The sequence below is a fragment of the Bacillus sp. EKM501B genome, from assembly GCF_011800505.1.
In the GTDB taxonomy this organism is placed as follows: Bacteria; Bacillota; Bacilli; order Bacillales; family Bacillaceae_G; genus Bacillus_A; species Bacillus_A cereus.
Map to the genome: position 1 here is coordinate 1 of NZ_JAALFZ010000029.1, position 15,125 is coordinate 15,125.

Consider the following 15,125-nt stretch of genomic DNA (forward strand, 5'->3'; position numbering starts at 1 on the left):
TGTTGCTCCTGTTGCTCCTGTTGCTCCTGTTGCTCCTGTTGCTCCTGTTGCTCCTGTTGCTCCTGTTGCTCCTGTTGGAATATATATTGGTGGAAGAGCTGAAAATGTAGGTCCAATATTCTCAGGTTCTATCTTACCTTTATTTATTGATAATTTATCATTCCGCTTCAATTTAATTCCTCATTCCACATATTTTTAATTAACTTACATAAGTATGAGTCTATTATTAAGAAATGCTTTCATAACTATTCTTTTTTCTTTCCAAATGATTCATACAGTTATTAAACATTTTACCGTTGCTATAACTCCTATTAATATAATAAAATGATAGTCCCATTCCAAAAACACGAAACTTATTGCATTCTAATTTAAAAATGAGGTAATTTATACTCAAGATAAAAATGAAAAAAGAATAGAAAAACTAGTATCAACGACTCTTGAAATTATTCTTCCATACAGACTTACTGAACCTACCAGAAATACTGGGTCAATAGTTACAACAAACTCTATGTTCGCTAATAATACATTAGGTGATCCCATCACTGTGATATTAGGCGGAACTAATATTCCTCTTTCTAATAACCAAAGCCTCGGTAATTTTACAGTTAACGCCTCAAACGATATATTTACAATTCCTGTAACCAGAAGATATCATTTAACCTATCAAGTTAATACGACAACTGCTCTACTCGCTGGAACAAAACTACTATTAAACGCTTCTACTCCACTTCCTGGTTCTATTTTTTCTCCCGCTATATCAACTTCAAATTATAACAATAATTTAATTGCCGATACTACAATTTCACTTCAATTATTCGGCGTATTATACATCGTTAATTTGGTTGGAGGTGGTTCAACAGGTGCCTCTCTAACAATTATACGAATCGATTTAAAAATGATTCATTCTTTTTCTAATAAACATTATTAAATACTAAGTCTGTCATGATAAGAACCTCCCAATTATTTCATAAAAGTGGTGGCGCATTAAAGAACAAATTGCACTATATTCATAGTAGAAACTATCTATACTAAATTTTCCGTATATATATTATCAATTTACACTGACTTCCACCGATGTTACATTAAATATGAAGACAGTTTCTTTTTTACGAACCATCTCAATACGTATTTGAGAAACGTACTCCAATCCTATACGCGAGAGCAATACTATGTTGACACTCAGATGAGTGTCTTTTTTTGTGAGTAATAAAAAATAAAAACCATCTCTTAAAGATGGTTTTATCTTTTGTTACTATAAATGTAAACTTATGCAGTTGGATAATAAATTGTCATGCTTAATCGAGTCAAAGATTCCCCTAAATTATAATAAGAGTGTGATCTATCGGCCTTAAAACGAATTGAATCTCCACTATTTAATGTATATTGACAGTTATTCACTTCTACTGTCAATTCACCTTCAAATACCGTAATAAATTCTTCTGCGCCTTCTTTATGCCCTTCTGAACTTAATTTCCCTTCTGTTTCTATTTCTACTGTATACATTTCAAAATGTCTATCATCTTGAAAAGGAAAAGAAGGATACACTTTATATTTTCCATTGTCTTCAGACAATGCTTGAATATCTTTTCTTAAGATCACTTTCGTATCAGGCTGAGGATTGTTGATTAAAGAGGTAAAAGAAACTTTCAAGCCATTTGCAATTTTCCATATTGTTGTTAGTGTCGGGCTTGATTCTCCTCTTTCAATTTGTCCAATCATCGTTTTACTCACACCTGTTAATTGGGAAACTTTTTCCAAACTTAATTTTTCTTTTTCTCTTATAGTTTTTAAATTTTTCGCTAGTATAAGTTGAATTTCTTCCATAAAAAACACTCCCACACTATATACAATATAACGACCGTTATGTATAATAAAAAGCACACGTTATATTGTTCTTTTCGGTCATTATAACATACAAAAATAATTAGGGGGGTTCAAATGCCTATATTTTCTTTTTTGTTATTTGTATTTATAAGTAGCTTCACACCTGGTCCTAACAATTTCTTAGCTATGACATACGCAAATCAACATGGATTAAAGAGAAGCATAAACTTTTGCTTCGGAGTAGCTTTTGGTTTTTTCATCCTCACTTCTTTATGTAGTTTCTTTAATGTTGTACTACTTAATATCTTACCCATAATCGAATTCCCTTTAAAAATTTTAGGTGTAGCGTATATGTTATATTTAGCTATTAAAATACTTACCAGTAAAAGCAGTACGAATCCCGTTGAAAAAGATAATAAAAACTTATTCACTGTGGGGATTTCTCTTCAATTCGTTAATCCTAAAGGGATATTATTCGGACTGACTGTAGTATCGACTTTCATACTCCCCTACTACAATTCATATTCAAGTTTTCTGCTTTTCTCATTATTTCTAGGTATAGTCGGTTTACTAAGTACATTTAGTTGGAGTTTATTTGGTTCAATATTCCAAAAAATATTAGTAAAACATAACCAATTATTCAACATCATTATGGCTGTTTTATTAGTTTTCAGTGCCGTTTCAATCGTTATACACTAATTCGATGCTCATTTTAGATTTTGTACTTTTTAATACCACTCTTTATCAATTAGACTACTTTATATACTAATCCATCCACATACCCTATGTGGTTTAAAACTTTTAAGAGGAAACCTTCTAACAATAGGTTTCCTTCCATATCATATTAAATAAGAAGCAGGTTAAATACGGAGGTGATTTTGATTAAGACTACTTTAATTTCTCATTTTTACAATGAAGAATATTTACTTCCATGGTGGTTAATGCACCATACAAAGCTATTTGATCATGGCATTCTTATTAATCGTGGATCCACTGATCGTTCAGTTGAAATCTGTAAAACATTCGCTCCTAATTGGGAAATACGAAACTCAAAATCACTCGAATTTGATGCTTATTTAGTTGATCAAGAAGTTATGGAAATTGAAAGAGAAATTACAGGATGGAAAATGGTATTGAATACGACAGAATTCCTGTGCTGTTATAATAAAGAACAATTTTTCAAATCACTTAGCACTATGGGTGGCAATATGTTTTCAATAAGAATGATTATGATGATTGACGAACCGACTCATGGCTACACTAATCCAAGATATAGCTCTCCGCTTGTTAAACAACGTTATCACGGCATAATAATTCAACCTAATCCAAACCAACTATATCTTAACGGTAGATTAATTCACAATAATTCGCACGGGAACTATAGAGTCGGGAGACATGGTTCGCATTATCCTTATAGCATTTACATGGAACCTGCTTTTATTTTTAAATTTTTTTATAGTCCATGGAACGATGCAATGAAAAAACGAAAATTACAAATTGGGCCGACTCTTTCTCAACATAGTGTACAGCGTGGACTAGGTTCTCATCACTTAACAACAATTGAAAAATTAGAAACAAAATACAAATTCTATGCAACTTTAACTACGGACCTCCGGTTATTCCCAGAATACCAAATTATATTTCCTGACCTTTATCCTTAATGTCATGAATATTTAGTTTCCACATCTATCCGTTTTTTATTAACATATCAACTCCAACTAAATATTTTTCTCTAGTAGAAATCTGAGCTAGGACTCTTGCTGCGCGCAAATTCCTCTTATTTAATGTCGTATCACCAGCCTATAATCTTTCATACCATTTCATTGAGTACCTGATGTTGGATTAGAAATAAAAAATGGCAATTCATTTGGAAAATTTTCAATTTCAGATTATATACCTTCTAAAACAAAGTATTCAAACAATAGAACCTAAACTAATGTCTTAAGTTATGGCTTTATTTTTTTCTTATTATTCACTTTAAAATCTTTTTATAATAATATTGAAAAATACAGTATAATATAAATTACTGTTCTTTGGGAGGGTTATAATGTCTGATAAGTATAAAATTTTCATTCTTATTGTTACCGCATCTTTTTCTTTCTTTTCCTTAATAAAAGATTTCCGCAACACTTCAAAAAGTTTCTTTTGGGGTAGTTTTGTAATTCTTACAAGCTTCATAATACTTTTAACACTCGCTTTAGATTTAACTCAAATACTCCTATATTCAGCGCAAATTGCGCTTGAAATTATTACAATACCACATAAACTCTTTCTACCATCTGTCACTGAAGCCGCTATTATTTACTAATAAAGTATTTTAATTTTCTTATGCATGCCAAAATATATTTTGGTAAATTTGACACACATTTATATCAAACAAGCATATTTTATTGTATGGTGACTATCTAATAATACAAATTTTAAATTTTTATAAGATCCTTTTATTTTTAATTAAAAATTTACAACATTCTAAAACAGTATGCACATAATATCCTCCATTCCCTTTTTCAACATGAAACTTGTCTCAGAGCGCCTTTAAAAGCGCTCTTTATCTTTAATAAAGGTTTTATTAAAATTTAGGTTAAAAATTAATACCCTATAGTCATAATAGCTATTTACTGTTTCCAAAATAAGTTGCATTAATAATATAGAAATGAAATACCTATAAAAATTATTACTTTACTATTTCTTTAAACATGCTAGTGAGGTGATTTCGATAGATTATCAAAACAAAGATATGTTCATTAACTTTTCACTTTTAGATATTAACCGTATTATTCTCCCACATTCTCCTACTGGGGCTACCGGGGCTACCGGTTCCACTGGACTTACTGGCTCTACTGGGGCTACTGGCTCTACTGGCTCCACTGGGACTACCGGGGCTACTGGTTCCACTGGATCTACCGGGGCTACTGGAGCTACCGGTTCCACTGGACTTACTGGCTCCACTGGGACTACCGGGGCTACTGGAGCTACCGGGGCTACCGGTTCCACTGGACCTACTGGACCTACTGGTTCCACTGGGACTACTGGAGCTACCGGTTCCATCGGGCCTACTGGCTTCACTGGTTCCACCGGGCCTACTGGTTCTACTGGCTCCACTGGGCCTACCGGGGCGGCTAGTGTAGGATTAACAAACTATCTATATGTTTTTGATACTACTAACCAATCAATTGCAGTAGGAAGTAGTGTTACTTTTAACACAAATGGACCTATAACAGGAACTGCCCTTAGCCACATCACAGGTACTGGAAATATTATAATTAATACACTAGGAACATATGTAGCAGAGTTTCAATTACAAGCTTCTCGCGAAAACCAATTCTCCCTCCAACTAAATGGTACACCAATTTCAGGTGGACGTTTTGGTACGGGGTCACCACATACAATAAATCAAGGTACTGCTGCTTTTACCGTAACAGTTGTTCCTTCAACATTGACTTTAATAAATAACACCTCTTCAGCAGGTACTATCACTCTCTCAAATAGTGATGGTGGCTCTTTAACAAATGTATCTGCAAGTATAAGTATTTTTCAGGTCGGATAATTAATTTGGTTAGAAAAGTAATTCATAAAGTTTACAAATAAAAAAATGAGGCTTCTCTTTTCTAGAGAAACCTCATTTTTTTTATTAAATTTTAAACTGACTCGTATACAGATCAAAATAAAACCCTCTATCTTCCATAAGAGACTCATGATTCCCTCTTTCTAAAATTCTTCCATCCTTTATAACAAGGATTTGATCTGCTTTTTCAATTGTTTTAAGTCGGTGAGCGATCACAAAACTTGTGCGACCTCTCATTAAATTATTTAGCCCTGCTTGTATTTGTAATTCTGTTCTTGTGTCAATATTAGATGTCGCTTCATCGAGAATTAATATATCTGCATCTGCTAAAATTGCTCGTGCAATCGCAAGAAGTTGTTTCTGTCCTTGACTTAAATTCGATCCTTCTGAAGCAATTTCTGTTTCATATTGATTTGGCAAATGCTTAATAAAAGAATGTGCAGATGCTGCCTTAGCTGCAGTGATAACTTCTTCATCAGTAGCATCTAAGCGTCCATAACGGATATTATCCATAATCGAACCAGCGAATAAATACGTATCCTGTAAAACTACTCCTATTTTACTTCGTAAAGAATTAATATCATAATCTTTTATATCTTTTCCATCAATATGAATTTGTCCTTGCTGTATATCGTAAAAGCGAGTTAACAAATTAATGATTGTTGTTTTCCCTGATCCAGTCGGGCCAACTAAAGCAATTGTCTCTCCTGGCTGCGCTTTAAGACTCACTTCTTTTAAAATCGTTTTATTCTCTGCATAGCCAAATGAAACATTCTCAAGTGCAACATGCCCTTGTAAATTTTGTACAACAAATGCGTCTTTTTTATTTTGAATTTCTGGTACCTCATCCATAATCTCAAAAACACGTTCTCCACCAGCAACTGCCGCTTGAATTGTATTCATTAAAGTCGCAAATTGACTTAACGGTCTTGAGAATTGACGAGAATAATTAATAAAAGCCGCAATAACACCTACTGTTGTCATTCCGTTTAAGACCATAACTGATCCAGTCCCAATGACAAGCCCCATACCTAAGTTATTAATAAAGTTCATACTTGGAAAAATAAAAGCTGAAAATGTATCAGCCTTCGTAGCTGAAACTCTTAGCTGTTCATTAATTTTATTGAAATTTTGTACAGTTTCTTTTTCTTTTCCATACAACGTCGTAACATCCGCACCTGTAATTGCTTCCTCAATAAATCCATTTAATTCACCTAAATCTTTTTGACGCTTCGCAAAGTTTTTACCACTATATGCAACTAGTTTTTTTGTAACGTAAAACATAATAGGTACTGTAATTAAAGTTACAATTGCTAAAATCCAATTTAAGGCGAACATCGCAATCGTTACACCTATAAAAGTTAGCGCTGATGAAATAATTTGTACAACACTTTGTGTCAAAGCTTGGTTCAAATTATCTATATCATTTGTCACACGGCTCATTAAATCACCTTGAGAACGCACATCAAAGAACCGTAAAGAAAGCGTTTGGATTTTCTCAAAAATATCTTGTCGTATTTTTTGAATTGTTTTTAATGCAACGTTAATCATGACAAATGTTTGTAACCATGTTAAAAGTACAGTTACACCGTAAATCGCGATAAGTAACATACACATTCTTGCTGTACCACTTAAATCTTTCGGTACAATATATTGATCTATAATGACTCCCATAAAATAGGGACCTAATAATCCAAGTAAAGTAGTAACAACGACTAGAAATATAACAAACATTAGAGCAGCTTTTTGATAGCCCATATAGTTCCATATCCGCATTACAGTTCCTTGGGCATTTTTAGCTTTTCCCATCTTCGGTGTGTTTCGTCCACCTTTATTAGCAAATTGCCCTTGAAAATTACGCATGTTCTTCCCCACCTTCTTTATGCAAATTACCACCTTGGGAAAGATAAATTTCCTGATAAACCTCACTTCGTTCTAACAATTGTTCATGTGTACCATTGCCAACTAATTCACCATTATCTAATACAAGTATTTTATCCGCATCCATTATGGAAGAAATTTTGGACGCGATTAATAATGTCGTTGTGCCTTTATATTTTGTTTTTAAAGCTGTTTGAATAGTAGCCTCTGATTTTGCATCAACTGCTGATGTAGAATCATCTAATATGAGAATCGGTGGTTTTCTCACAAGTGCCCTTGCAATTGATACACGTTGTTTTTGTCCACCTGATAGATTTGTCGCACCTTGTGTTAAATTATATTGATAAGATTCTTCCAGCTTATTAATAAACTCAGTCGCACAAGCTGATGCAGCTGCTACTTCCAGCTCATCATGTGTTGCATTTTCTTTACCATAACGTAAATTCTCTTCTATACTACCTGAGAACAACAAAGCCTTCTGAGGTACAAACCCTATTGAAGCACGGAGTTTTTGCAAATCATATGTTTTAACATCTATTCCATCTATACATATTTCACCTTGATCCACATCATATAGACGTGGTAACAGTTTCGCTAAGGTAGATTTACCACTTCCAGTTGATCCAATAATCCCTACTTTTTCACCTTTTTGTATGCTAAACGAAATATCTTTTAAAACGTATTCATTATTTTTCGTATAGCTATAACTAACATTTTTAAATTCGATATTCCCCTCGATTTTCTCAGGTTCGATTGCATTAGCTGCGCTTATAATATCAACCTCGGTATTTAACACTTGCTGTACACGATCCGCAGATGGAAAAGCTCGCGCAATTTGAATAAATACCATGCTAATCGACATAAGTGACATTAAAATGATATTCAAGTAATTAATAAATGCCAAAATCGCTCCTACTTGAAGCGTTCCATTGAATACTTTTTCTCCACCAATCCATAATGTTGCGACAATCCCGCCACTTACAACTAGCATAATGATTGGCATCATTAAAGAAATAAGTTGCACAGCTCGAATATTTATCTTCGTTAAATTTGTATTTACACTTCCGAATTGAGCGATTTCATATTTTTGTCTTACATACGCTTTTATAACACGTACACCAGATAAATTTTCTTGTAACTTTGTATTCACTTTGTCCAATGCCTCTTGCACCTTTTTAAATGTACCACTTGCTTTACTTGCAATTAAAATAATCGCAAGTAATAAAATCGGAACAACTACAAGTAATATTGGAAATAACTCTCTTGCTGTTACAAAAACAATAATTATACTTCCCATAAATAACAGCGGACCACGAACGAGAACACGTAATGTCATTGTCATTGCTGATTGAATGGAAGTGATATCATTCGTCACGATCGTTAATAATTTACCTGTTCCAAATGAATCACGATTATTACTAGAAAATGTTTCTATTTTCGCAAACACATCTTTTCGTATGTCAGTAGCGAAATTAACAGCTGCTTTTGTAGAATACATCATACACCCAAGCCCTCCAACTAAACCGAGTGCTGCTGCTCCTATCATAAGAAGCCCCATTTTTATTACATAATTTAAATCCCGATTTGCAATCCCAACATCAATGATATGTTGCATAATAGTCGGTTGAATTAAGTCCATCGCAACCTCAAGTACCATAAATAGCGGTCCAATAATAGCGAAGAACATGTATGGTTTTAAATACTGTAATAACTTACGAAATGATTTCATACATAATCTCCTTTTCCCATGAAATTACCACTGAATAATTCATATCCCTCCTTATTTAAGCGATATTTTTTGTAATTTCTTCATTACTTTTATTATATTATGCAAATTAATATTTAACATTATTAAATGATAAGTATTAATGACTTTCTGGTCAATACATATGCTTTATATTATGTAAATACAAAAACCGCATTCTTAATGAAAAGAATACGGTTTTTCATCTATAATTCTTCAATTGTAAAATTTAAAAACTCAGTCTCAAATCCATTATTTTTAGAAGGACTACACGTGTAAAAACCTATTTTAATAGGCTCACTCCCTATATCCTCCATTAAATGAGCGATTCTTATTTGTTCCCATTGATGGCTCTTTTTCACATATATTGTATAATCACCGCGTTTTCGAATAATTCGAAAACGAAGTTGTTGCTTAGCTGCTTCTGTTGGATAATCTTGCGTTGACCAATCAGAATATCCATTATTCGTTACGACAGCACCTAAGTGAGATGGCCCTTCAGGGATATATTCTAAAGATGTTTTTAGCCAACAGTTCTCCGAAATCATAACAAAAAGACCTGCTTGATCGAATTTTGAATTTGGATTCATACGTAACTGAACTTCAGCTTGAAAGTCTGTCATCATCTCATTATAAAATACATGACCATTCATTACTTCAAAACCATAATGTGTTTTAAGCCAAAAATCGGTTTCTGCTTTCGAACGGACAATAAACGCATGATTATCATTAATTTTATAGTATTCAGGTACATTCATTATAGTGAGTTGCTCAATACGTTCTGGTATATACGATATATTCATAGCTCCTCCATAATAAAGCATTTATATAGACATTTAAAACTCCGCTAATACTGGGAATTTATAACCTTTAAAATCTAACTCTTTATCACTTCGAACCATTAAATACTTGCTAGACTGTAATTCTGTAAACTGTACATCCTCAACCCCTAATTGATCCGGTGAAAAATAAAATTCGATTTCCGTAAACCTTTCATTGATTTCTCCACATAATTCATCTAAAACCGGAAGTACTGGCGCAAATACTCCAAATAATTTCAACTTTTCATTGTCTACTTCATAAACGATTAAAGCATCTAGTTTCTCTGAATAATACAATTTCTCATTCCATTCCGAATCATACATATTCAAATAAAATGAAGGATGGAAGTTTAAAGTTGAAAAACTATTTGAAAGTCTTTGGCTACTATCAATCGTTTCATGTATTAACTGTCTATTCTCTATATTATAGAAATCTAACTTTTTAAGTAGTGAATGGTTATTATTAATATTTTTATCATATGGTATAGTCATCAAATATTCCTGCACAACTTTAAATCCAAATGCTGTATATAGTTCAGGTTTTTCCGTAAACAATAATGCACATTCACATTTCTTATCAATTTCTTCTATCATTTTACTCATTAATTGTGTCATTAGCCCTTGTCTACGGAAATTAGGGTGTGTCATTACTGATTGAATACCCGCCGCATTTATTTTTTCACCATTAATTAATAATGGGAGTGAAAATGCCGCAACATTTGCAATCACTTTATCTTCTTGTAAAAATGATAAAGCTTTATATGTATCATCCCAATATCCTTTATCCGAAAAATCATTCAATGTTTGAGTTGTAATTCCAAACACTTCTTCAAATAAAGGAAATAACTGCTCTCTTTTCGGTTCTTCTATTAGAAGACTTGCCAATTTTTCAACATTCCCCATGTTGTACCTCCAAATGTTAAATTCCATTAAATTAGATATACTTATATGACCTACTCTTAAAAATAGAGGTCTTACCAATCAATATACTATCATAAAACATAAAAAAAAAGTCTAATTAATTTTATGTTTCGACTATTTGAAAATAAGTCGAATAAAAAAATATTAAGATTTTCGGATATTAATTAGTTTATTTTATAAAAATAGCGCTTTCTAATTAGCTTTTACTAATAGAAATACACTATTTATAATAAAATATTTTTATTCTTTTATCCCTTCAAGTCTTTCCTTCGTATTAATTTCTTCTCCACTTATACGCTTTTCAAAAGACTTTCTCCAACTATTTGAAAGTGCATTTACTTCTAATATCCTTTTTACCCCTTCAATATTTTGTTTTTCCTTATGCATAATACGGTTAGCGAATGCTACTGAAACACCTTTTGGATCAGACTGTAGTCTTTTTAAGGTGTCGACTGATGATACCCATCCTTCTTTTAATACACGAAAATAAAATCCTGTATATCCTGTTTCTTGAAAATATAGTGGTAACTTTGGAATATTATATTTTTTTGCTAATTTAAAACAAGGTTGCCTTGGTTGTGTTACCTGTACGATTGCCTGTCCTAGCTCAAATGTATCACCAATACAAACATCCTCTTCGCTCATACCACTAACTGTTATATTTTCTCCGAAAGCCCCATATACAAGATCTTGATTCAATTCTTTTTCCCAGTATGGATAGTGATCACCAGTATAAACACAAACTGCTTTATCTACTCCTCCATGATGAACTAAGTCAGCTTGTCCATCCCCATTAAATTTTACAAAGGATAAATATACCGGTTCCTTTACTTGTTTCTTATTTATGCCTGTATGAACTACCTTTCCACCGTATGTAACCTCTTTTGGTAATCCTATATTTAAAGATAATAATTGATATTCATTAGCCATTCTATTTCCTCCTTTAAAGGTGTTACATGTATTTTCTCTCAATTAATTTTTACAACCCTCTCTGCTATATAAAGATGATTATAAAACCTTTAAAATCATTGTTCAATTCAATTATTTATATAATAATGATAGGTATAACCTATTATTATACTTGAGGTGATTCCAATCGAATTACGACAACTTGAATACTTTTTAGCTGTTTCAAAAGAATTACATTTCACAAAAGCAGCTGAGAAATTAAATATTTCACAGCCTTCTCTAAGTCAACAAATACGTGCATTAGAGCATGAAGTAGGAATGCCACTTTTCGATCGAATTGGTAAAAAAATATCTTTAACTGAAGCAGGGAAGATTTTATTATCACATAGTAAAACCATTTTTCATGAAGTCGAACAAGCTCGTTCAGCTATTCAAGACCTAAACGGATTACAGCAAGGTTCCTTAACAATAGGGGCTTTGTTAACCGTCCTAAATTATTTACTACCACTAACTATTTTAAATTTCAATAATTTATATCCCAATATAGAGCTTTCTGTATTAGGGCTTCGCACAGGAGATATTCGTGAAAAATTATTACGAAACGAACTAGATATTGGAATTACATTTCTCCCGGTGCAAGATAAAGAGATTATCTCTATCCCTCTATACAAAAGCGATCTTACATTAGTCGTGCCAACTGGTCATCGATTAGCTGAACGTAATCATGTATCTATTGCTGAATTACAAAACTACCCTTTAATTCTTTTACCTAAAAATTTCTTTTTAACCGAACTAATTACATCTCATTGTCAAAAATTCAACTTTAAACCAAGACCAATTTTAGAAATTAGCACGATGGAATCTTTAATCCAAATGGTTTCCAAAGGAATGGGAATTACAGTGTTACCCAAACCATATATAGACTTTTTACAAAATAAAAACATTCAAGCTATTAAAATAGAAAACCCTACTCCAACAATTGAAATAGGGCTAATTTATAGAAAAGATAAATATATGTGTGCTGCAACTCGAGAATTTATTGAGCAACTAAAAAGTACAGTACGTTCTTTCCAAAACTAAACAAAAGAGATTATCCTATGAAACCGTTTCACAACGATCTAGTAGAATAATCTCTTTTCAAAACAAAGTAAACATTATATTAAACTCTTATAGATTTTAATGTACCTTTTTAGATATTGGAATATATTTAGTAAAATATGCACCAACTAGCAATAATGCAATTGAAAATAACCAAGTAAAAGCACCGCCAAAGTGAAACCAATATGCAAACATATTTAAAATTGCGAGTGAAAAGAAGCAAATAGAAGTTAACGCACTTTTCAATCCTTTTATCCCAGATTTTTTTCTCTTTTGATAAGCAATATACATCGCAATAACAAGAAAAAAGATAAGAACAAATGGTAACATAACTTTTAGCATTGGTAATCCCTCCAGTGTAAATGCACTCTCTTCATTATCATCTTATCTCATTTATCTTTTAGGCATCAATTCATTCTTATCTTCCCTCCAAAAGTCAGTATAAGTTTTATTTTTAAAGTTCACGTTCACCTCAGAAAACGGCATACTTCCTCCGACTTTCAATGAGTACCAGTCGTTTAAAAGTGGTGATCCGAAACAAATCTTCATTGTACGATCATGTAAATCGAATAATACAGAATGTAAAGTTCCAAACCATTCTTCATAGTTATGTACAGTCAGTCCATCAGGATATTCTTCTTCTACTAACTTTTTTAAAGACTCTATGCTCACTTGTTCATATCCATTTAAATGCTCATGTAAAACATGATATCTCTTTGTAGATTGTTCTAATTTCCTATTATTTAATTTCTGAATTGATGAACTAACTGCATGGTTTGTTGATACAATAAAAGCTTGGTTGTCACCATCAATCGTTGTTGTGGATTTATGACCGTCAAATATTTCAATATGTGCTGCGTTTAAAGGATCAGCTACTATTAAATTAATATTACTAGCAATTGGTATTTCTTCTATTAGTGATTTAGCTTCCTGCACATTTTTACATTTCTCCAACAACAATCGAATTACCGCAAAACACTGTAAACCATTTACCATTGGCTTTCTTAAACCTGCAATGTTTCCTACTGGTTGACCACATGCTGAAAATGTAACAGATAATCCATGTTCGTTACCCCCTTCTGTTCGACCAAAATATTGAGTAGAAAAGCCACTATGTGCATACGCACCTTCAACATGCGTCGAGCAAAAACGCATATCATCTATTACTGGTGATAAATCATAATTTCTTAATACATAAGTGTGAGTTGAATCTGTCTTTTTAGGTAATACTGCACAATGACTACAACCTGCTTTCAATAGTGTTTGATAGTAATACATCATATTTTTTGAAGGAATTTTTAACACTTCACAAAAACCTTCAATTTCTTCATTAATTCCAGAACAATATTGATTTAATATATTTCTAGATTCTGTCCAATGGTTATGCGATATTAAGTTTTCTTGCTCTATAAATTGCGGAATAAGATAAGAATGTTGTTTCACAAATTCACCTTGTTGCTTACCAATTTCATAATGACTTCCTTTGAGCGATGAAAAATACCCCTTTACTTGATACATCAAATTCCCCCTCTTATTAAACATATCCATATCGTACCAAATGAATCCCATTCATTCTTGATGTTTTTTACTACCTTACCTTAACTCCATGCCACTTTAAAACCTCCACTAATAATTATTTACTAAATAATTATTTTTTTGTTAATATTGCTACAGAAGCTTTACTTCAAAATAAAATAGTTTAATATCAAATGAGCAAAATACTATATTGAACTTACTCGTAAGCAATCATCTAATTTTTGAGATTAAGAAACTTATTTATCAAAGCAAAAGGAGAATTTATGTATGAGCAATTGCAAACCAATTGATGAATTAACTATTGAAGACCTAAAACAAAACCCCATTTGGGAATGGGCAATAGATGAAGAGGAAAACGAAGAACATGACGAAACATGGGTAAAACCAGCAGCAACTACTAATTTTACAGAGGAGCTAAACGGTTCAATCGTACTAGGCGAACTATTCTTACATAATGGTGAAAAATTCCCTATGATGTGTGAAATTGACATTGAAAATAACGAGGCAGTAATTCGTTCTGTTGTTTATTATAACGAAGCAGAAAATGAGTATATTGCTATAGAAGATATTGTGAAAACGGTCGAAATGCCGTTATCGATTATTATTAACCTAACAATTCATGCAGAATCCAAAACCTTACGCTTCACTGCACATAAAGTAGATATTTATAAAAATTCAATAACGACTAATTTAAATTAAAGTTGGGCGAAATAAAGAAAACAATTATTAAATAAAGTGAAGCTTTAATCAGTGGGGGTCTTACTGCCCAGCAAATAGCGGGATAAAAACCGGAAAATGATTATCGATTCCCCGGTTTTTCAAACTA

The 15,125-nt window shown here is 32.4% G+C and carries 16 protein-coding genes; 7 read left to right on the forward strand and 9 right to left on the reverse strand.

The window, feature by feature from the left end:
* Window positions 1-171: exosporium leader peptide-containing protein (locus HFD78_RS27150; RefSeq protein WP_153589333.1), on the reverse strand; the 171-nt coding region annotated here is incomplete at its 3' end.
* A 211-nt stretch (window positions 172-382) separates the two neighbouring features.
* Between HFD78_RS27150 and HFD78_RS27155 the strand changes: the two genes are divergently transcribed.
* The gene (locus tag HFD78_RS27155; RefSeq protein WP_033667963.1) at window positions 383-928 is read left to right on the forward strand and encodes a BclA C-terminal domain-containing protein; all 546 of its coding nucleotides are present in this window, start codon (window positions 383-385) and stop codon (window positions 926-928) included.
* Between the two features lie 338 nt (window positions 929-1,266).
* Here HFD78_RS27155 and HFD78_RS27160 read toward each other — a convergent pair whose 3' ends face one another.
* The gene (locus tag HFD78_RS27160; protein WP_116291545.1) at window positions 1,267-1,881 is read right to left on the reverse strand and encodes a helix-turn-helix domain-containing protein; all 615 of its coding nucleotides are present in this window, start codon (window positions 1,879-1,881) and stop codon (window positions 1,267-1,269) included.
* 57 nt (window positions 1,882-1,938) lie between these two features.
* Between HFD78_RS27160 and HFD78_RS27165 the strand changes: the two genes are divergently transcribed.
* The 4 genes from HFD78_RS27165 (at window position 1,939) to HFD78_RS30185 (ending at window position 5,371) form a co-directional block, all read left to right on the forward strand.
* Complete coding sequence (locus HFD78_RS27165) at window positions 1,939-2,523, forward strand: LysE family translocator (protein WP_001121281.1); 585 nt, start codon at window positions 1,939-1,941, stop codon at window positions 2,521-2,523.
* Window positions 2,524-2,702: 179 nt separating this feature from the next.
* Window positions 2,703-3,485 (forward strand): glycosyltransferase family 2 protein, encoded by a 783-nt coding sequence (locus HFD78_RS27170; protein WP_000598285.1) that lies wholly within the window; start codon window positions 2,703-2,705, stop codon window positions 3,483-3,485.
* A 386-nt stretch (window positions 3,486-3,871) separates the two neighbouring features.
* A complete protein-coding gene (locus HFD78_RS27175; RefSeq protein ID WP_001281135.1) occupies window positions 3,872-4,132 on the forward strand; it encodes a hypothetical protein in 261 nt (86 codons plus the stop codon).
* A 429-nt stretch (window positions 4,133-4,561) separates the two neighbouring features.
* Window positions 4,562-5,371 carry a collagen-like protein gene (locus HFD78_RS30185; protein WP_191968133.1) on the forward strand — a complete coding sequence of 270 codons (810 nt, stop codon included), beginning with the start codon at window positions 4,562-4,564 and terminating at the stop codon, window positions 5,369-5,371.
* A gap of 84 nt (window positions 5,372-5,455) precedes the next feature.
* On the opposite strand, the gene HFD78_RS27185 is transcribed toward HFD78_RS30185, so the two are convergent.
* The 5 genes from HFD78_RS27185 to HFD78_RS27205 all read right to left on the reverse strand — a co-directional run bounded on the left by HFD78_RS27185 (window position 5,456) and on the right by HFD78_RS27205 (window position 11,686).
* Window positions 5,456-7,252 (reverse strand): ABC transporter ATP-binding protein, encoded by a 1,797-nt coding sequence (locus HFD78_RS27185; RefSeq protein ID WP_001243556.1) that lies wholly within the window; start codon window positions 7,250-7,252, stop codon window positions 5,456-5,458.
* Window positions 7,245-8,999 carry an ABC transporter ATP-binding protein gene (locus tag HFD78_RS27190; RefSeq protein WP_000834789.1) on the reverse strand — a complete coding sequence of 585 codons (1,755 nt, stop codon included), beginning with the start codon at window positions 8,997-8,999 and terminating at the stop codon, window positions 7,245-7,247. Before HFD78_RS27190 ends, HFD78_RS27185 begins: the two co-directional genes overlap by 8 nt.
* Window positions 9,000-9,220: 221 nt before the next feature.
* Complete coding sequence (locus tag HFD78_RS27195; protein ID WP_001027681.1) at window positions 9,221-9,817, reverse strand: DUF1349 domain-containing protein; 597 nt, start codon at window positions 9,815-9,817, stop codon at window positions 9,221-9,223.
* Between the two features lie 33 nt (window positions 9,818-9,850).
* A complete protein-coding gene (locus HFD78_RS27200; protein WP_000528676.1) occupies window positions 9,851-10,738 on the reverse strand; it encodes a GNAT family N-acetyltransferase in 888 nt (295 codons plus the stop codon).
* 258 nt (window positions 10,739-10,996) lie between these two features.
* Window positions 10,997-11,686: an MOSC domain-containing protein gene (locus tag HFD78_RS27205; protein WP_001263003.1), complete on the reverse strand. Its 690-nt coding sequence runs from the start codon at window positions 11,684-11,686 to the stop codon at window positions 10,997-10,999.
* A gap of 156 nt (window positions 11,687-11,842) precedes the next feature.
* Between HFD78_RS27205 and HFD78_RS27210 the strand changes: the two genes are divergently transcribed.
* On the forward strand, window positions 11,843-12,745 hold the full coding sequence (locus HFD78_RS27210) for a LysR family transcriptional regulator (protein WP_000612234.1): 903 nt from the start codon (window positions 11,843-11,845) through the stop codon (window positions 12,743-12,745).
* 96 nt (window positions 12,746-12,841) lie between these two features.
* On the opposite strand, the gene HFD78_RS27215 is transcribed toward HFD78_RS27210, so the two are convergent.
* Both HFD78_RS27215 and HFD78_RS27220 read right to left on the reverse strand, forming a co-directional pair.
* Window positions 12,842-13,105, reverse strand: a complete 264-nt coding sequence (locus HFD78_RS27215) for a hypothetical protein (protein WP_000921857.1) — start codon at window positions 13,103-13,105, stop codon at window positions 12,842-12,844.
* 51 nt (window positions 13,106-13,156) lie between these two features.
* Window positions 13,157-14,281: a C45 family autoproteolytic acyltransferase/hydrolase gene (locus HFD78_RS27220; RefSeq protein ID WP_000285220.1), complete on the reverse strand. Its 1,125-nt coding sequence runs from the start codon at window positions 14,279-14,281 to the stop codon at window positions 13,157-13,159.
* Between the two features lie 285 nt (window positions 14,282-14,566).
* Between HFD78_RS27220 and HFD78_RS27225 the strand changes: the two genes are divergently transcribed.
* Complete coding sequence (locus HFD78_RS27225; protein WP_000063764.1) at window positions 14,567-14,998, forward strand: hypothetical protein; 432 nt, start codon at window positions 14,567-14,569, stop codon at window positions 14,996-14,998.
* Window positions 14,999-15,125 lie beyond the last annotated feature (127 nt).

Excerpts from the sequence above, each read along its gene's own strand:
- HFD78_RS27165 (WP_001121281.1), top strand. The coding sequence starts at position 1,939 with ATGCCTATATTTTCTTTTTTGTTATTTGTATTTATAAGTAGCTTCACA.
- HFD78_RS30185 (WP_191968133.1), top strand. The coding sequence starts at position 4,562 with ATGTTCATTAACTTTTCACTTTTAGATATTAACCGTATTATTCTCCCA.
- HFD78_RS27185 (WP_001243556.1), bottom strand. The coding sequence starts at position 7,252 with ATGCGTAATTTTCAAGGGCAATTTGCTAATAAAGGTGGACGAAACACA.
- HFD78_RS27205 (WP_001263003.1), bottom strand. The coding sequence starts at position 11,686 with ATGGCTAATGAATATCAATTATTATCTTTAAATATAGGATTACCAAAA.
- HFD78_RS27200 (WP_000528676.1), bottom strand. The coding sequence starts at position 10,738 with ATGGGGAATGTTGAAAAATTGGCAAGTCTTCTAATAGAAGAACCGAAA.
- HFD78_RS27175 (WP_001281135.1), top strand. The coding sequence starts at position 3,872 with ATGTCTGATAAGTATAAAATTTTCATTCTTATTGTTACCGCATCTTTT.
- HFD78_RS27190 (WP_000834789.1), bottom strand. The coding sequence starts at position 8,999 with ATGAAATCATTTCGTAAGTTATTACAGTATTTAAAACCATACATGTTC.
- HFD78_RS27215 (WP_000921857.1), bottom strand. The coding sequence starts at position 13,105 with ATGCTAAAAGTTATGTTACCATTTGTTCTTATCTTTTTTCTTGTTATT.
- HFD78_RS27195 (WP_001027681.1), bottom strand. The coding sequence starts at position 9,817 with ATGAATATATCGTATATACCAGAACGTATTGAGCAACTCACTATAATG.
- HFD78_RS27225 (WP_000063764.1), top strand. The coding sequence starts at position 14,567 with ATGAGCAATTGCAAACCAATTGATGAATTAACTATTGAAGACCTAAAA.
- HFD78_RS27220 (WP_000285220.1), bottom strand. The coding sequence starts at position 14,281 with ATGTATCAAGTAAAGGGGTATTTTTCATCGCTCAAAGGAAGTCATTAT.